Raw genomic sequence first — 15,780 nt, forward strand, 5'->3', positions numbered from 1 at the left:
CCGCGGCCCTGGTCAGTTCGTGCCGTACTGCTGCTTCAACGTCAGGTAGTCGCCGAGGCCGAGCCCGCGGTACGCGGTGGAGCAGTCCGGAAGCCCGTCGGTCATCGTCAGGGCGCCGTGCTCGGCGAACGCCACGTGCCCCAGCCCGAACGCGTGCCCGAACTCGTGCGTGACGGTGCCTTCCAGATCCCACCGCGACGAGCAGTCCGCCGGCGTGGTGGTGAAGAACAGGCCCTCGGTGTCGTCGATGAGGACGTCCGTCTCGACGCTGCGGCCGTTCTCCTTGCCGCCGAACCACCAGATGCAGGTGACGGCGAGCAGTCCCTGCTCCAGCCTGCCGAAGGAGACCGCGTTGTGCCCGTCCCGCTCGCCGCAACCACCGGCAGCGGTCACGCCGGCCTTATGGTCGGTGCGGCCGGCGTACGACTCCTGAATGCCGAGGTTCGCCGGCAGGCCGCAGTCGTTGCGCCCGGTGTCCACCGTGGTGGCGGCGCTGCGCAGCGAGGCGACGACCGTTGCGCGGTCGCCGAGGTACGCGGGGATCGTCTGCTCGTTGATCCGCCATCGCAGCTCGTTGCGCCACCGCATGCCGAGCCAGGTCCCCGCGGGGTCCGCGCACCGCCCGCCGGTGTCGGCGGCGCCCGCGGGCTCGCCGACCGGTGGACCCGGTATGACCGGCAACCAGCCACGCGCGACCGCGGAGCGTGACACGTTCATCGTCGCCGAGGGGGCCGTCAATGAACCGGCCACGAGGACCAGCGCGAGCAGCTTTGCCAGACCACTGTCGATCTTTGGCACAGAATCATTCTGGTCCGCACGCCACCCTGAAGGGGTGACTTTCCGCAAACAAGGTGCCGACATGGCTCGCTGGATGCCCTTCTGCCGCCCGCCGACACCTGCCTGGCAACCCCATGTCGGGCGATCATCCTCCCCTCACCGCACCCTCATCGGACAGCGCCGGGCGATTACGTTCGGTCATGATTGGCGTACCGAAAGCCACCCAGGAGGAGTTGAGGATGACGAACCTGATCGCCAAGCTGCACGCCCGTCTCGTGCGCGACGACCGCGGCGCCGCCACCCTGGACGTGGGCCTCGCCGCCGTCCTGGTCGGCATCACCTCCGTCGCCGCCGTCACCCTGCTCGGCGGCGACATCTCCACCTGGTAGCCCCTGCGATCATGAGCCGATGGAGGTCCAGCGCCACGGCGGCAAGCTGTATGAGTTCGCCTCGCTGCACAGCAGCCCGGACAACGCCTGGGAGCACGAGCTGACCGGCCTGACCGGCGCCCCCGGCACCGGCCCGTGCCTCTCGATCGTGATCCCCGACGCGGCTCCGGACGACGGCCCGTTCACGCCGATGCCGGCCCGGCACGCCTTCGTGCGCGCCGGCGGTGGCCAGGTGCCGTGGCCCGTCCTCACCGAGTTCGTCGACCTGGTCCGGGCCGCCGGCGACCTGGTGGCGGAGCCGGTGCTCACCGCCGCCGACACCGCCCTCCCGCTGACGCTCAACGCCTGGGAGCACGACGGCCGGCGCTACGAGGTGAACCAGTTCCATTTCGCCGACAACGGCTCGTGGTGCTATGAGCTGCACGAGGTCGTCCCGGACTCCACCGCCAACCACTACATCGACGTCCAGATCCCGGACACCCAGCCGGACGGCGGCCCGTTCGTGCCTGCCCCGTCCGACCGCGTGACCCTGACGATGCACGGCGACTGGACCATCCCCTGGCCGGTCTTCGACCGCTTCCTCGCCGCGATCCGTGCCGCCGGCGACATCGTCGACCCGTAGCCGCGCCGGTACGATCTGCCGATGGTCGATGCCTCACCGGTGACCCGGTCGTCGTTGCGTCGGGTGCTACCGATCATGGCGCCGCGGCCCATGGTCGCGCTGCCGGCACGAACATGGTCCGGCGAGCAGTGGGAGCGCATCGGGCTGGGCTACCGGTCGCGGGACATGGACGAGAAGTGGAACGTGTTCGTCGAGGACCGGGTCGTGTTCGCGCACCGCAGCTGGACCGGTAGAGGCGTGTACGAGGCGTCGTTCGAGCCGGTCACCGGCGGGTGGCGCATCGCGGCGGGGGTCGTGGAGTCGGATCCTTCGCGGCACCGAAGCACCTCCGACGACTGGGAACGGGTGATGCTCGAACTCGTCCTCAGCGCGATCGTCCTCGGCGAACCGGCCACGGAACTGCGCGCCGAGCTGGTAGCGCTGACCGCTCAGAAGGCCGGCCGCACCGACCTCGAGGCCGGAGTATTCCTCCACAGCAACCTCGGCCTCAGGTCGTAGCCAGTTTCTGCACAAGCGGAAGGATCCCCGGTGTCCTGGGCCCGGGGATCCTTCCGCTTGTGCAGGAGTTGCCGTGCCAGCAGGACAGTGTTCGATTCTGTAGCGCCAACCAACGTCTTGCCCGAAAAGAGGATCATGCGCTCGAACTGCGGATTCCTCACCGAGGGCGCGTGACGAATACCCCGATGCTCGAGCTACTGCGCACGTCAGTGACGAGCCCCTCACCGCCGACCTCTCCGTTCCAAACCGTGTGCGCTGCGTGGCAGTCAAGATCGACAGGTACGCGGCGGGTACAGAACGAGGCTCGCAACGCCAGGAAGTGATGAGCAGCGATGCGAGCCGTACCGGCAGGTCAACCGCTTCCGGCCGCGCGCTGTCCGCAGTCGACCCACGGCCCGCCGTGAGGTACTCACCCCTCATCCTCAGCCAGGTAGCCAAACCCGTCGCACGTGGGACAGGGTCCGTAAGCGCTTCCCATTCCCTTACCCATGCCGGTGGTCTTCGTCATGCCTGGGAGCCGCGCAGCACCACGGCATTCCGGGCATCGGCGACGAACGCCATTCGAGCGAGACACAGGCGACTGTGCGTCCGGAGACTCTGACTCCACCCGTCGATGGTATGCACAGGGGAGGGCGGTGTGGACCTGAGGACGCGCCGCCGTCGGAGTCAGGGCGCCCCGCTCGGCTGCCGTCACCCGATTCCCTTGCTGGGGCCGGGCGTCAGAAACTCAACGCGCGTCGAGGCGACGTAGCGATCGCGCTGGGCCAGGAAGTGCTGAACGTGCGGCTGCCGCTCGTGCTCCTCGAACGCCTCGCGATCGCGATACAGCTCGTAGAACACCCGCGCCAACGGCTCGTCGTGGACGACGTGCGTCGCGTAGACGAGCGTGCCGGGCTCGCTTGTCCTGATGCCCGCGCCGGTGGTTGCCACGAGCTCGTCGAACGCTTCCGCGCTGCGTGCGTCCTTCAGGTCGAACCGGACGACCAGTGCGAACATGTTCCACACCCTACGGCACGGTCCGGACCGGGCTGCACCGTCGCATTGCCAGGGCACAGCAGAACGCGGACCGGCAAGGGGGCGCCGGTCCGCGTTCTGTCAAACAGGGGGAAGAGGGTCAGGCGGCGTCCACCGAGACCAGGAGGCCCTGGTTGACGGCGGCCATGAGGGCCTGGGAGCGGTTGTTGACCCGGAGCTTGCTGTAGAGCCGGGACACGTACGTCTTGACCGTGGCTTCGGAGACGGCGAGGCGCTGGGCGATCGTCGGCAGGCTCAGGCCGTCGCGCATGAGGGACAGCACCTCCTGCTCGCGCTGGCTGAGCAGGCCGGTCTGGCCGCGGCGGCGGGACAGGGCGGAGGACAGGCCCGGCGCGGTGAAGGAGTGCGGGGCGACCGCCGCGTGGCGGATGGCGGCGAGCACGGAGGGGATCGGGGCGGCCTTGGTGACGTAGGCGGACAGGCCGGCGTCGAGGGCGCGGTAGAGGAGGTTGTCGTCGCTGACCGCGCTGAGCAGGACGACGCCGAGGTCGGGGCTGGAGGCCCGGAGCCGGCGGGCGAGGCCGATGCCGTCGCTGTCGGCGAGGGAGGCGTCGATGGTCACGACGTTGGCGCGGGTCTCGGCGACGACGCGTTCCGCCTCGGCGGCGCTGCCGGCCTCGCCGACCAGAGTGATGTCCGGGACGGTCGCCACGACACGGTTGAGACCGAGTCGGAGAAGGACGTGTTCATCGACGGCGACCAGTCGGATCGTCATCTGGGCTCCTCAGGAAGGTGTGCCGTGGCCTGCACGTTTACGGCGTGGATCATTGCCAGGTAAGCGTCGCAGCCGGCACCGTGGAGTCGCCAGAGGCTGCAATTGACCTGCGCTCGTCCGCAACCGTGCTGCACCGCAGGACAATCGGACACCGGTGGACACCGTCCACCGTTCGGGTGGTTTCCCCGAAGGAACCAGGTCAGGGGCGGGGCAGGGTGATGCGCATCGTGGTGCCGCCGCCGGGGGTCTCGTCGATGACGAGGGTGGCCTCGTGGGCCTCCACGATGCGCTGGCAGGTGGCCAGGCCGATGCCGGAGCCCTCGACGTCGGTGCGCAGCCGGGTGAACATCTCCAGGACGCGGGGGCGGTCCTCGGCGGGGATGCCGACGCCGTTGTCGGCGATGGCGATGGTCCAGCCGTCGGGGGTCTCCGTGCCCGTGATCGCGATGTGGCAGTCGCGGCCGCGGTCGCGGAACTTCAGCGAGTTGCTGACCATGTTCTGGACGAGGACGCGGAGCTGGGTGGCGTCGCCGTACGCCATGGGCAGGGGACCGACGTCCACTGTCGCCTGGGCGGCCGAGATCGCCGCGCTGACGTCGTCGACGACCTGGTGGACGACGGCGCCGAGGTCGACCGGGGCGAAGGACGGGCGTCCACCGAGCGACGCGTGCGACAGGACGTCCTCGATCATGCGCCACATGCGGGTCGCGGAGGACAGGGCCCGGTCGATGCAGCGCTTCGCGGTGGGGTCGGCCATGACCGCGTCGGTGTCGGCGAGCAGGGCCACGAAGCCCAGGACGCCGGTGAGTGGGTTCTTCAGGTCGTGGCTGACCTGGCCGGCGAAGTGCTGCAGCGAGGCGTTGGAGCGCTGCAGCTCGCGGGTGGTGCGCTGGACCTTGTCGAGGGCGCTCTCCAGCAGCTGGCCGTGCCGGTGCAGGTCCATCACGTCCATGACCATGCGGGCCAGCTTGTCGAGGCCTTCGCGCTGCTGCGGGGTGAGGTGGTGCGGTTGCTGGTCGAAGACGCACAGCGAGCCCAGCACGTGGCCGTCCCGGTCGCGCAGGTGTGCGGAGGCGTAGAAGCGCACGTCGTCGATCTCGCCGGTGACGAACGGGTTGCGGGCGAAGCGGGCGTCGAGGGTCGCGTCGGGCACGACGACGGTCTCCGGCTCGACGATGCTGATCGCGCACATCGAGTCCTCGCGGGCGCAGACCCCGGCCTCGAAGCCGTACGCGGCCATCTGGTGCTGCTGGTCCGCGGAGATGATGTTGACGACCGCGTTCGGCACACCGCAGATGTAGGCGGCGAGCTCGACGACCGACGGCAGGTCCGGCAGCGGGGGAGCCCCGATGATGCCGAAGTCCGCGAGGGACCGCAGCCGGTCCTGCTCGTCGATCGGGACCGGGTAGGCGCGCGTCGTCGTACTGGTCATGGTGCCGACGATAGGCGCCGAAAGTTGCTGGTCAGCCCAGTTCGTACGCCAGCACCAGGGTGTGTGCGCCGTCCTCGGCGATCACGATCTCGCCGGCGCCGCTGATGCCGGTGAGCTCGTCGGTGCCGGTGTCGGGCACGATCGTCCAGGAGCCGCCGCGCTGCCCGCCGGAGCCGGTCGCGGTGTGGTGCAGCACGAAGGTGCCGGCCCGGCCGTGCAGGCTGCCGAGGAACCGCTCGAAGCCCACGTACGCCGCGGACCCCTCGACCGCGGCGCCGCACATCAGGGTCTCGGCCTCGCTGGTGCCGATGAAGTCACCGGTGAACGTCTTGGTGATCCTGGTGCGGGACAGGCGGGCGCCGGGGCGCTCGTCGTACACGTCCTCTTCCCAGCCTTCGATACTGAACGGCGCGACGGCCTTGGTTCCCATGCGCCACAGCCTGCCGCATGATCCTGACAGTTCGCGTCAGGAATGCGGCAGCGTGATGCTCACGGTGACGCCGCGCTGCTCCACCGACGTGAGCATGCCGCCGCCGTGCCGGGCGGCGATCTCCCGGCCCAGCATCAGGGCGAGCGCGCCGGTGCGGTGCTCGCCGGGGTGGTCCGGGTGCGGGATCCGCAGCGACAGCAGGCGTTCGGCGCTCAGCGGGCCGGCCACGGTGGCGATCACCCGCACCGTCCAGACCCCGGCATCCCGGGAGGCCGTCACGGTGATCGGGCGGTCCGCGTCGTTCACCATGCCCGCGACGTCGACGGCGGTGCGCAGCAGCTGCCGCAGCAGCGGCTCGTCGCCGAAGAGGTAGGCGGCGTCCGGCACGTGCAGCGCCACGGCCAGCCCGCCGGTGACCTCGTTGAGCAGCGGGCGCAGGTCGACCCGCACCGCGTCGAGCGGGGCCTCGGCGGCCTCCAGCTCGGCCAGCAGCATGAGGTCGGCGACGGTGAGCTGCATGCGTTCGGCGTTGCGTCGGATCGCGGTCAGCGCGGCGTGCCGGTCGCCCGGGTCGAGCGTGAGGACGTCGTCCGGGGCGTCGAGCATGTTCGCGAACGTGATGATCGACGTCAACGGGGTCCGCAGCTCGTGCGCGGCCACCCGGATGAACTCGGTCCGCAGCTCGGTCATGCCCCGCCCGCCAGCGGCGGTCCCTGCCGCGTCGGCAAGAGCGGTCCCTACCGCGTCGGCTGATGCGGTGGTTTCGGTGGCGGTGTCGTCAGTGATGAGCACCCCCTCGGTCCTCCGGAAACGTTACAGGACATGTCATTACATTGCGTAGGATATGTGTGTACCGACAGTAAGCGACGGATGTCGCGAATGGCTGCCGGCCGAGGAGAGCTTTGCGTGGAGAGACCGACCGTCTGGTTGACACGGGCCTGATCGAGGGTGCCGTGGTCGACCTGGTGGTTCGTGCCGCGAACGCGACCACCGTGGTGGACGCGCAGCGCCTCGTCGCGCAGTTCCGGGGCTTCTCCGGGGTCCGCTCCGCCGAGATCGTCTCCGCGTTGACGCCCGTCGTCGGCGAGCTCGACCTCCTCGAACGGCTCCCGGTGGGCCCCGCGCAGTGGGGCCAGGAGCTGCGCGTCGAGTTCAGCGCCGCGCCGGCCCGCACGGAGCTGCGCGCCGCCGCCGCCGAGATCGCCGCCGCCGCCGACCGGGCCCTCGTCCAGCCCTGCCGGGCGGTGCCGCCGCCGCCGATGCTCGGCTCGCCGCTCGCGTGGGCGATCACCACCGGTGCGCGGGCGATGATCCTGACCGTCGATCCGGCCCGTGGCTGGAGCGCGCTGTCCGACTCGTTCGACACCGTGCTCGGGTACGACCGGCACAGACCCCCCGACTATCGCCTGATCGACCTGGTCCACCCCGACGACCGGCCCGCGGCCGTCGCCATGTTCCTCACCTGCTGCACCGGGCGACACCCGGCCGGCACCGTCGACCTGCGGCTGTGCACCGCGGCCGGGCGGTGGCGCACCGTGGAGGTCGTCGCCCGCAGCTTCGTCGACGACGCCCAGGTCGGCGCGGTCGTCTTCTTCGGCATCGACGTGACCCGCCAGCGCGAGACCGAGCGGACCGCGCGCGTCGAGCAGCAACGCCTCGCCCGGCTCGTCGAGACGATGGGCGACGGGCTGCTGCTGCTCGACGAGCGGGGCCGGGTCGGCCTGGCCAACCTCGCGGCACACCGGCTCCTGGACACCGGCCTGGCCGGCTCCACGGGGGAACACGATGACGACCCGCTGGACTGGGCCGCGGTCATCGGCCGCGCGATCGAGCGGCTCGGCGCCGACTCCACCCGCGTCGAGCGGCTGCGTGAGGCGTTCCGGCTGCGCAGCGCGATCGTCGGCGAGGAGATCCCGTTCGACGACGGCCGGGTCCTGGAGCTCGACCTGGTCCCGGTGGCCGGCCCCGGCGAGTCGGACTCCGGCACGCTGGTGCACATCCGCGACGTCACGGCCAGGGTCGCGGTGCGCCGTGGGCTGGAAGAACGCAGCCGGGGCCTGGAGGAGCGCAACCGGGCGCTGATCGAGGCGACCGCGCTGAACAACGAGTTCGTCGCCACCGTCTCGCACGAGCTGCGCGGCCCGCTGTCCTCGGTCGTCGCGTTCGCGCACCTGCTCGGCGATGCCGCCGCCGGCGACCTGTCCGAGGACCAGCGCACCTACCTCGACGTGATCGACCGCAACGCCAACCGGCTGCTGCGCCTGATCGAGGACCTGCTGCTGCTGTCCCGGCTCGAGGCCCGCACGCTGCAGCTCAAACCGGTGCCGACCCGCCTGCCCGAGCTGCTCGCGGTCGCCGTCGCCGAGCGGACCCCGGCGGCCCTCGCCGCCGGCCTCGACCTGGTGCTCGACTGCGCCGACGGTCCCGAGCTGGTCTGCGACGACACCCGGGTGCACCAGGTCGTGGACAACCTGGTGAGCAACGCGGTCAAGTTCACGCCCAGCGGCGGCCAGGTCACCGTGCGGGCCGGGCCCGCCGGCGACGGATGGACGATCGCCGTGGCGGACTCCGGGGTCGGCATACCCGCGGCCGACCTGCCCAGGCTCTTCAGCGCATTCTTCCGCGGCTCCAACGTCGCCGCGGCAGTCGGGCGGCAGGTCATGCCCGGCACCGGGCTCGGGCTCGTGGTGAGCCGGGCCATCGTCGAACTGCACGGCGGCGGCATCAGCGTCGCCAGCACCGAAGGGGTCGGCACGACGGTCACGCTGTCGTTGCCTTCGCGACCAGCACGAAATGGGGGATGATCGTGAGCCGACTTCTCGTCGTCGAGGACGATCCGGATATCGCCATGGCTCTGCGCCTTTTGCTGACGCGGGCCGGACACCAGGTCGCACATGCCAAGGACGGCAGGACCGGGCTCCGGGACGCCTACACGGAGCGTCCGGAGCTCGTCATCCTCGACATCGGCCTGCCCGGCATGGACGGATGGCAGGTCCTTGAGCGGCTACGGGACGTCAGCGACGTCCCGGTGCTGCTGCTGACCGCGCACGGGCAGGAGTCGGACAAGGTGCGAGGGTTACGCGGCGGCGCCGACGACTACCTCACCAAGCCGTTCACCAACGCCGAGCTCGTGGCCAGGGTGGAGGCGCTGCTGCGGCGCAGCGCCGGACCCGCGTCGTGGGCCGACGAGGTGTACGACGACGGCGTCCTGCGCATCGACCCGGCCGCCCGCCGCACGTTTGTGGCCGGCGAGGAGGTGCGGCTCACGCCGACGGAGTTCCGGCTGCTCAACGTGCTCGTCCGGCACGCCGGCGCGGTGCTGTCGCCCAACCAGCTGCTCGCCCAGGCCTGGGACGACCCGACGGGGATCGGCCCGGAGCGGGTCAAGTTCGCGGTGCTGCGGCTGCGGCGCAAGCTCGGCTGGACCGACCCGGACGCCTCGCCGATCGAGTCGGTGCGCGGTTTCGGGTACCGGTACCGCCGCCCGGTGCTGGACCGGGCCGGCGAGTGACGTCAACCCAAGCGCAACTGGCCGGGACCGGGGCGGGGGACCCGGGCCCGGCAACCTGATACATGGAAAGAGCAGCCAGCCCCAGGGAAGAGAGCCCACATGATCGACCTTGCCGCCGACGGCCACGTCCACACCGCCTTCTCCTCCGGCCGGGACAGCGTCAGCGTCCTCGTGGCCAGCGCCGAGCAGGCCGGACTGACCGAGGTGACGTTCGCCGACCGCGTGGGACCCGACACGAGCTGGCTGTCGCCGTACCTGTCCTCCATCCAGCGCGCCCAGCAGCGCACCGACCTGGTCCTGCGCCGCGGCGTCGAGGTCGAGGCGATCGGCATCGACGGCTGGCTGGCGTTCCCGTCCGACCTCAACGGCCTGGAGGTCATCTCCGTCGGCCTCAACCGCCTGCCGCTGCCCGCCGGGCTGCTCAGCCCCGACGCCGTGCGGGGCCTCATCGACAACGGCACCATGCGCGCCCTGGACGTGATCGACCAGGTCGTCACCGTGACCGGGCTCGCCGTGGAGCGGGTCTCCCGTTACGCGCCGACCCGCCTCGCCCGCCCCCTGGACTTCCTGGCGCGGGCCGGGATCGACGAGGCCGCGGTGCCGGACTCGGCGCTCGTGGAGCTGGTCGAGGCGTGCCGGGCCAACGGCACCGTCGTCGAGGTCAGCGAGCGGCACCGGCTGCCCGGGCTGCGTTTCGTCCAGGCGTGCGTCGAGGGCGGCGTGCGGCTGGTCGCGGTGAGCGACGGCGTCCGCGCGAGCGAGGTCGGCTACTACCGCTACGTCCGTGAGATCGCCGCGGCGCTGCACCGCTCGCCCGCCACGGCCTGAAACCGTCCTGCCGGAGTCATGCACCCGCCGTGATCCGCCCGAAACGGGCTGATCGCGGCGGGTCCGACTTTAGGATCGAAGATGTGTCGAAGGATCGCGAACTCGTCCTCGTCTCCCTGTTACAGGAGGCGACCCGGATCGCGAACGAGGCCGACCACATCGCCGACGCCGGACTGCCCGTGATCCAGGCGGTCTGCGCCGCCACCGGCTGGAACGCCGGCCACCTGTGCCTGCCGGACGAGCGTGACCGCAGGGTCTTCGTGTCGACCGACATCTGGTTCGAGGACGTCCCCGGCTCCTTCGCCGGTCTGCGGGCGGCGAGCGAGGGGTTCCGCTTCACCTACGGCGGCGGCATCGTCGGCCAGGCGGCCCGCAGCGGCCGGCCCGTCTGGAGCCCGGACGTCGCCAGGGACGCGAACTTCATCCGGTCCCGGATCCCCGGCGCGATCGACGGGGTCGGCGCCGCCGTCGCCTTCCCGATCACCGCCCGCGGTGTCGTCTCGGCGGTGCTGGAGTTCTTCACCCATGAGCCGGCCGAGCCGGACCCGCGGCTGCTGGAGATCATGGCCGCCGTCGGCATCCAGCTCGGCCGGGTCGCCGACCGGATGGCCGCGACCCAGGCGCTGCGCTTCGGCGCGGAGCGGCTCGAACGCATCCTCGACAGCTGCGTCGAGGCGTTCGTCGCGATGGACGAGGGCGGGATGATCACCAGCTGGAACGCCGCCGCCGAGAAGGTCTTCGGCCTGTCGAAGGAGGAGGCGATCGGGCGCCGGCTGGCCGACACGATCGTGCCGCCACGGTATCGCGAGGCCCACCACCTCGGCGTCGGGCGGTTCCTGACCACGGGCGAGAAGCACGTCCTGGACAACCGGATCGAGATCGAGGCGTGGCACGCCAACGGCTACGAGTTCCCGATCGAGCTCGCCATCTGGGCGGTGCAGGACGCCATGCAGGGCTGGAGCTTCAACGCGTTCGTGCACGACATCACGGACCGCAAGCGCACCGAGGACGCGCTGCGCGCCGCCTACGAGCACGAGCGTGAGGCGGTCTCCCGGCTGCGCGAGCTCGACGTGGCCAAGAGCGACTTCGTGGCGACCGTGTCGCACGAGTTCCGCACGCCGCTGACCAACGTCATCGGCCACCTCGAGGTGCTCACCTCCGGCGACGCCGGCGAGCTCAACCCCGCGCAGGCCAGGATGTTGCAGGTCATCGGCCGCAACTCCGACCGGCTGCGGGCGCTCATCGAGGACCTGCTCACCATCTCCAAGGTGGAGGCCGGGGTCTTCGACCTGGACCTCGTGCCGACCGACCTGACCGAGGTGCTCGTCGCGGCGCACGCCGCCGTCGGGCCACGGGCCAGGCGCCGCGACCACCGCCTGGAGCTCAACGTCGCGCCGCGCCTCGGCGCCATCGACGCCGACCCCGAGCAGCTCCAGCGCGCCCTGGTCAACCTGCTGGTCAACGGGATCAACTTCACCCCGGACGGCGGGCTCATCGAGATGGTCGCGAGGCTGGACGGCGACCACGTGCTGATCACGGTCCGCGACACCGGGGTCGGCATCGACCCGGCCGAGCAGGGGCAGCTGTTCACCCGCTTCTTCCGCGGTACGTTCGCGATCCGCGAGGCCGTGCAGGGCGCCGGACTGGGCCTGGCGATCACGAAGACGATCGTGGAGGGCCACGGCGGGGAGGTCGCCGTGGACAGTGTCGTCGGCGCCGGCACCACGTTCACGATCAGGATTCCGCGCGAGCGTCCTGTCTGGCTGTGACGGGCTCCTCCGCCGTCTCCTGCGCCTTGTCCTGAGCCCTGTCCGGGACCGCCTGGGCGGCCGGGGCCGCCGGGGTCAGCACGGTCTGGAATCCGGTGCGGGTCATCTGGCCCCACTCGTGCTTGCCGCCGCGGATCGCGGCCCACATGCCCATCGTCCGCCAGAACGCGGTCAGCTGCCGGTAGCCGAAGTTCTCCAGCACCGAGGCCAGGACCGAGGCGATCAGGTCCGTCCAGCGGTGGTACCGATGGAACGAGTACTCCTCCACCGTCAGCGCGATGAGGTTGAGCAGCAGCGCGTAGCCGTACGCGACGGCGACGAACACCAGCGCGAACCGGGCGTTGATCGCGCCGACGTACAGGCCGAGGGGGACCAGGACCACCCCGGCCAGTTCGATGATCGGCGCGAGCAGCTCGAACAGCACGTAGTAGGGCATCGCGAGCATCCCGATCCGCCCGTACCTCGGGTTGAGGATCATGCCCCGGTGCTTGCTGAGGATCTCGGTGATGCCCCGGTGCCAGCGGCGGCGCTGCTTGCCGAGCACCTTGAGCGAGCTCGGCGCCTCGCTCCAGGACACCGGCTCGGCGACGAACACGATCCGGTAGTCGCGGCGCTGCCGGCGCAGGTGCCGGTGCAGCCGGACGACGAGCTCGGCGTCCTCGCCGATGCAGTCGTGGTCGAGGCCGCCGACCTCCACGAGCAGGTCCCGGCGGAAGATGCCGAACGCGCCGGAGATGATGAGCAGCCCGCCGATGCGCGACCAGCCGGTCCGGCCGAGCAGGAACGCCCGCAGGTACTCGACCACCTGCACCCTGACCAGCCAGTTGCGGGGCATCCGGACGTCGACGATCCGGCCGGCGACGACGGTGCAGCCGTTCGCGACCCGGATGACCCCGCCGGACGCGACGGTGCGGACCGGGTCGTCGGTGAACGGTTTCGCCACCGACAGCAGCGCCTGCGGGTCGAGCACCGAGTCCGCGTCGACCATGCAGACGAGGGGGTACTGGGCCACGTTGATGCCGGTGTTGACGGCGTCGGTCTTCCCGCCGTTGTGCTTGCGGACCACGACGAGCGGATCGGGGCGCTCCCGCGGGACGTGCACCGACTGGATCTTGCCGCGGGTGGGCGTCGCGTCCGGCACCACCCGGGGCACCTCGACCAGCCCGAACTCCTGTCGCAGCCGCTCGAAGGTGTCGTCGGTGGACCCGTCGTCGATGACGATGACCTCGAACACGGGATACCGCAGCGCCAGCATCGCCTGGACCGACTGCACGATCCCGGCCGACTCGTTGTGCGCCGGCACCAGCACCGACACCGGCTGGGTCAGCGGGCTGCGGTAGGTCTCCTCGTGGCCGGCGAACGGCACCCGCCGCATGTGGTGCACGAACTCGGCCGAGGCGAGCACGATCAGCACCAGGTAACTGGAGTTGATGAGCAGGAAGTACGTCAGGATCACCACGTCCGTGACGGCCAGCACCTGCCGGACCCAGTCGGCGATCATCGCGCGAGTTGCCGCAGGTCTTCGAGCTCGGCGGCCGCCAGGGCCTCGCGGGCGTGTGCCGCGCCGAGCAGGACCCGCTGGTCGTCCGGCTCGAGCTCGGCGCGGTGCTCCGCCGCCGTGAGGGCGGCCCGGCCGGCGCCGCCGAGCCGCAGCAGCGAGCGGGCCGCGTTGTGGGCCACCACGTATTCGATGTCGGACAGCAGCACGGTCAGCGCCGACGCGGCGGTGACGGCGCCGAGCTCCCCGAGCGCCTTGGCGGCCTCCGCGCGCAGCACCACCGGCCGGTCCGGTTCGAGCGAGTCGAGCAGCGGCGCGAGGGCGGTGCGGGTGCCCAGCCGGCCGAGCGTCCGGGCGGCGCTGATCCGCACGTCGATGGACGGGTCGGCGCGCAGCGCGCTCTCCACCCGTACCGTGGCGCCCGCCGCACCGATGAGACCCAGCACCTCCGCGGCGGTGGCCCGGATCGGCGCCCGTGGATCGTCGAGGCTGGCCAGCAGCGCTCCCTGTGCGGCCGGGCCGAGCCTGGTCAGCGCGGTCGCGACGACCTGCTGCGGGACCATGCGCCGGCTGGCGAGGGTGGCGAGCAACGGCTGGGTCGCGCCGGAGTCGCCGATGCGGCCGAGCGAGCGGGCGGCGACCACCCGGACGTCGGGGTCGGGGTCGCCGAGCAGGTCGCACAGCGGCAGGAGGGCGTCCTTGCGGCCGAGGTTGCCCAGGACCTCGGCGGCCTGCGCGCGGGCGACCGGATCCCGGCGGCGCAGCCGGCTGCGGGCGCGCCAGGCGGCGCCGCGGCGCTCGAACACGTCGACGAGCGTGGTGTGCGCCTCGCCGCGGACCTTGCCGAGCAGGGCGATCGCGTTGGGCTCCACCGCCTGCCAGACCTCGTCGGAGAGCCGGACGAGGGCCTCGACCTGGTCGGGGTCGTCGTCGCCGGCGGCGATCGCGAGCAGCAGCTGGCGGGCCGGCTTGGCGAGCTTGGCGCGACGGGCCTCGCGGGCGCGGCGCACGGTCCGGCCGCCGACGATGAGGCCGCCGAAGACGAGGGCCGCGACGAGCAGGACCGCCAGCGCCACGATGGCGGCGCCGGCCAGCGTCACGTCCGCATCCGCGCCAGCACGGCCTCGACGCGGCTCACCAGCTCCCGGGGGCTGAAGGGTTTGACGATGTAGTCGTCGGCGCCGGCGCCGAAGCCGACCTCGACGTCGCCCTCCTGGGCGCGCGCGGTGAGCAGGATGATCGGCAGCGCCTTGGTCCCGGCGTCCTGCCGGAGCTGGCGGCACACGTCGATGCCGGACATGCCGGGCATCATGACGTCCAGCACCACGAGGTCCGGCGGGTTCTGGGTCGCCTCGGTGAGCGCGGCGAGCCCGTTGTCGACGGCGACGACGTCGTAGCCGGCCTGTTCGAGCTTGAACGCGACGAGGTCCCTGATGTCCATGTCGTCGTCGGCGACCAGGATCGCGGTCATGGGTCCTCGCTCCCCTCGGGGTTGAGATTTCATGATATGTGGCATTTAGCCGTAATGTCGGGCGATCGAAAAGGGCGCCGGCCATCGGCCGGCGCCCCCGTTCGTGAGACTCAGAACCGCGTCTGCTTGGTGCGGGCCGCGTCCCGGTTCAGCGCGTGCTGCATCGGTCCGAGGTTGCCGGCGGCCGGCGGGCCCTGCGGCGGCCGCTCGTTGGTGGCGTGGGTGAGGCCGGAGGCCGAGGCGATGCCCCGCGCGATCGTCGCCGGCGTCGCGGTCACCGGCCGGTTGACGGTCGTCTTCGTCGCGGCCTCCTCGCAGAACCGCTTGAAGCCCTTCAGGTCGGCCTTGAGCCGCCGGTTGAGCACCTCGACGGCGTGCTGCTCGGTCGGCATCAGCTCCCGGGCGTCGATCTGCAGCTCCGCGATGACCCTGGTCATCCCGTCCGCCATCGGCTCCAGCCGCAGCGCCTCGCTGACCTGCGGGCCGTCGAGGGCCTCCCAGCACAGGAACTCGCCGGGGCGGGTCTCGGTGATCCGGGCGTCGAACTCGGCCCGGTTGCCGCCGATGTCCAGCACCATGTGCGCGGTCGAGGCGTCGATCGGCGCCATGCTCATCACGCCGGACATGAACTGGGGGTAGTTCTCGAAGTGGGTGAGCTGCTCGTACGCGACCCCGGCCGGGACGGCCACCTCGATGGACTCTCGCGCGGTGCTCATGGTGGTCCCCCCTAGCTCTCGGATGACCAACACGGTACCGACGGGTACGCCCTAGTTGAGACCGATTCGCGGTTTCTGCAACGCCGATG

The 15,780-nt window shown here is 71.3% G+C and carries 17 protein-coding genes; 7 read left to right on the top strand and 10 right to left on the bottom strand.

Annotated features, from left to right (window positions below; all coding sequences use genetic code 11):
* Positions 1-12 precede the first annotated feature (12 nt).
* Positions 13-798 (bottom strand): zinc metalloprotease, encoded by a 786-nt coding sequence (locus Dsi01nite_RS19170; protein ID WP_203847562.1) that lies wholly within the window; start codon positions 796-798, stop codon positions 13-15.
* A gap of 218 nt (positions 799-1,016) precedes the next feature.
* Between Dsi01nite_RS19170 and Dsi01nite_RS19175 the strand changes: the two genes are divergently transcribed.
* Genes Dsi01nite_RS19175 through Dsi01nite_RS19185 form a run of 3 tightly spaced genes read left to right on the top strand, consistent with a single transcriptional unit; the run spans position 1,017 to position 2,286 of the window.
* Positions 1,017-1,166, top strand: a complete 150-nt coding sequence (locus Dsi01nite_RS19175; protein WP_203847563.1) for a hypothetical protein — start codon at positions 1,017-1,019, stop codon at positions 1,164-1,166.
* Positions 1,167-1,185: 19 nt separating this feature from the next.
* Positions 1,186-1,788: a hypothetical protein gene (locus tag Dsi01nite_RS19180; RefSeq protein WP_203847564.1), complete on the top strand. Its 603-nt coding sequence runs from the start codon at positions 1,186-1,188 to the stop codon at positions 1,786-1,788.
* Positions 1,789-1,809: 21 nt separating this feature from the next.
* Positions 1,810-2,286 carry a hypothetical protein gene (locus tag Dsi01nite_RS19185; protein ID WP_203847565.1) on the top strand — a complete coding sequence of 159 codons (477 nt, stop codon included), beginning with the start codon at positions 1,810-1,812 and terminating at the stop codon, positions 2,284-2,286.
* 690 nt (positions 2,287-2,976) lie between these two features.
* On the opposite strand, the gene Dsi01nite_RS19190 is transcribed toward Dsi01nite_RS19185, so the two are convergent.
* The 5 genes from Dsi01nite_RS19190 to Dsi01nite_RS19210 all read right to left on the bottom strand — a co-directional run bounded on the left by Dsi01nite_RS19190 (position 2,977) and on the right by Dsi01nite_RS19210 (position 6,588).
* A complete protein-coding gene (locus Dsi01nite_RS19190; RefSeq protein ID WP_203847566.1) occupies positions 2,977-3,282 on the bottom strand; it encodes a putative quinol monooxygenase in 306 nt (101 codons plus the stop codon).
* Between the two features lie 118 nt (positions 3,283-3,400).
* The gene (locus Dsi01nite_RS19195; RefSeq protein WP_203847567.1) at positions 3,401-4,036 is read right to left on the bottom strand and encodes a response regulator transcription factor; all 636 of its coding nucleotides are present in this window, start codon (positions 4,034-4,036) and stop codon (positions 3,401-3,403) included.
* Positions 4,037-4,235: 199 nt separating this feature from the next.
* The gene (locus Dsi01nite_RS19200; RefSeq protein ID WP_203847568.1) at positions 4,236-5,468 is read right to left on the bottom strand and encodes a sensor histidine kinase; all 1,233 of its coding nucleotides are present in this window, start codon (positions 5,466-5,468) and stop codon (positions 4,236-4,238) included.
* Positions 5,469-5,499: 31 nt separating this feature from the next.
* The gene (locus tag Dsi01nite_RS19205) at positions 5,500-5,898 is read right to left on the bottom strand and encodes a DUF3224 domain-containing protein (RefSeq protein ID WP_203847569.1); all 399 of its coding nucleotides are present in this window, start codon (positions 5,896-5,898) and stop codon (positions 5,500-5,502) included.
* Between the two features lie 36 nt (positions 5,899-5,934).
* Positions 5,935-6,588: a sensor histidine kinase gene (locus Dsi01nite_RS19210; protein ID WP_203847570.1), complete on the bottom strand. Its 654-nt coding sequence runs from the start codon at positions 6,586-6,588 to the stop codon at positions 5,935-5,937.
* Between the two features lie 212 nt (positions 6,589-6,800).
* Here Dsi01nite_RS19210 and Dsi01nite_RS19215 point away from each other — a divergent pair, with 212 nt between their 5' ends.
* The 4 genes from Dsi01nite_RS19215 (at position 6,801) to Dsi01nite_RS19230 (ending at position 12,006) form a co-directional block, all read left to right on the top strand.
* On the top strand, positions 6,801-8,702 hold the full coding sequence (locus Dsi01nite_RS19215) for a PAS domain-containing sensor histidine kinase (RefSeq protein WP_203847571.1): 1,902 nt from the start codon (positions 6,801-6,803) through the stop codon (positions 8,700-8,702).
* Positions 8,699-9,409 (top strand): response regulator transcription factor, encoded by a 711-nt coding sequence (locus tag Dsi01nite_RS19220; protein WP_239135998.1) that lies wholly within the window; start codon positions 8,699-8,701, stop codon positions 9,407-9,409. The genes Dsi01nite_RS19215 and Dsi01nite_RS19220 overlap by 4 nt, the downstream gene beginning before the upstream one ends.
* A 99-nt stretch (positions 9,410-9,508) precedes the next feature.
* Positions 9,509-10,237 (top strand): hydrolase, encoded by a 729-nt coding sequence (locus Dsi01nite_RS19225; RefSeq protein WP_203847572.1) that lies wholly within the window; start codon positions 9,509-9,511, stop codon positions 10,235-10,237.
* A gap of 83 nt (positions 10,238-10,320) precedes the next feature.
* Entirely contained in the window at positions 10,321-12,006 is a 1,686-nt protein-coding gene (locus tag Dsi01nite_RS19230; RefSeq protein ID WP_203847573.1) for an ATP-binding protein, read from the top strand.
* Here the strand turns inward: Dsi01nite_RS19230 and Dsi01nite_RS19235 are convergent.
* From Dsi01nite_RS19235 to Dsi01nite_RS19250, 4 genes are all read right to left on the bottom strand, one after another.
* Complete coding sequence (locus Dsi01nite_RS19235) at positions 11,972-13,507, bottom strand: glycosyltransferase family 2 protein (RefSeq protein ID WP_203847574.1); 1,536 nt, start codon at positions 13,505-13,507, stop codon at positions 11,972-11,974. The genes Dsi01nite_RS19230 and Dsi01nite_RS19235 overlap by 35 nt on opposite strands.
* Positions 13,504-14,604 carry a HEAT repeat domain-containing protein gene (locus Dsi01nite_RS19240; RefSeq protein ID WP_203847575.1) on the bottom strand — a complete coding sequence of 367 codons (1,101 nt, stop codon included), beginning with the start codon at positions 14,602-14,604 and terminating at the stop codon, positions 13,504-13,506. Before Dsi01nite_RS19240 ends, Dsi01nite_RS19235 begins: the two co-directional genes overlap by 4 nt.
* Positions 14,601-14,975, bottom strand: a complete 375-nt coding sequence (locus Dsi01nite_RS19245) for a response regulator transcription factor (RefSeq protein WP_203847576.1) — start codon at positions 14,973-14,975, stop codon at positions 14,601-14,603. Before Dsi01nite_RS19245 ends, Dsi01nite_RS19240 begins: the two co-directional genes overlap by 4 nt.
* A 110-nt stretch (positions 14,976-15,085) precedes the next feature.
* Positions 15,086-15,691: an SRPBCC family protein gene (locus tag Dsi01nite_RS19250; protein WP_203847577.1), complete on the bottom strand. Its 606-nt coding sequence runs from the start codon at positions 15,689-15,691 to the stop codon at positions 15,086-15,088.
* Positions 15,692-15,780: the final 89 nt, after the last annotated feature.

It is taken from the genome of Dactylosporangium siamense, assembly GCF_016862795.1.
Lineage (GTDB): Bacteria > Actinomycetota > Actinomycetes > Mycobacteriales > Micromonosporaceae > Dactylosporangium > Dactylosporangium siamense.

Bases quoted from the DNA above. Each gene is read 5' to 3' on its own strand.
- Dsi01nite_RS19175 (WP_203847563.1), top strand. From the start codon at position 1,017: ATGACGAACCTGATCGCCAAGCTGCACGCCCGTCTCGTGCGCGACGAC.
- Dsi01nite_RS19180 (WP_203847564.1), top strand. From the start codon at position 1,186: ATGGAGGTCCAGCGCCACGGCGGCAAGCTGTATGAGTTCGCCTCGCTG.
- Dsi01nite_RS19185 (WP_203847565.1), top strand. From the start codon at position 1,810: ATGGTCGATGCCTCACCGGTGACCCGGTCGTCGTTGCGTCGGGTGCTA.
- Dsi01nite_RS19190 (WP_203847566.1), bottom strand. From the start codon at position 3,282: ATGTTCGCACTGGTCGTCCGGTTCGACCTGAAGGACGCACGCAGCGCG.
- Dsi01nite_RS19195 (WP_203847567.1), bottom strand. From the start codon at position 4,036: ATGACGATCCGACTGGTCGCCGTCGATGAACACGTCCTTCTCCGACTC.
- Dsi01nite_RS19200 (WP_203847568.1), bottom strand. From the start codon at position 5,468: ATGACCAGTACGACGACGCGCGCCTACCCGGTCCCGATCGACGAGCAG.
- Dsi01nite_RS19205 (WP_203847569.1), bottom strand. From the start codon at position 5,898: ATGGGAACCAAGGCCGTCGCGCCGTTCAGTATCGAAGGCTGGGAAGAG.
- Dsi01nite_RS19210 (WP_203847570.1), bottom strand. From the start codon at position 6,588: ATGACCGAGCTGCGGACCGAGTTCATCCGGGTGGCCGCGCACGAGCTG.
- Dsi01nite_RS19220 (WP_239135998.1), top strand. From the start codon at position 8,699: ATGATCGTGAGCCGACTTCTCGTCGTCGAGGACGATCCGGATATCGCC.
- Dsi01nite_RS19225 (WP_203847572.1), top strand. From the start codon at position 9,509: ATGATCGACCTTGCCGCCGACGGCCACGTCCACACCGCCTTCTCCTCC.
- Dsi01nite_RS19235 (WP_203847574.1), bottom strand. From the start codon at position 13,507: ATGATCGCCGACTGGGTCCGGCAGGTGCTGGCCGTCACGGACGTGGTG.
- Dsi01nite_RS19245 (WP_203847576.1), bottom strand. From the start codon at position 14,975: ATGACCGCGATCCTGGTCGCCGACGACGACATGGACATCAGGGACCTC.
- Dsi01nite_RS19250 (WP_203847577.1), bottom strand. From the start codon at position 15,691: ATGAGCACCGCGCGAGAGTCCATCGAGGTGGCCGTCCCGGCCGGGGTC.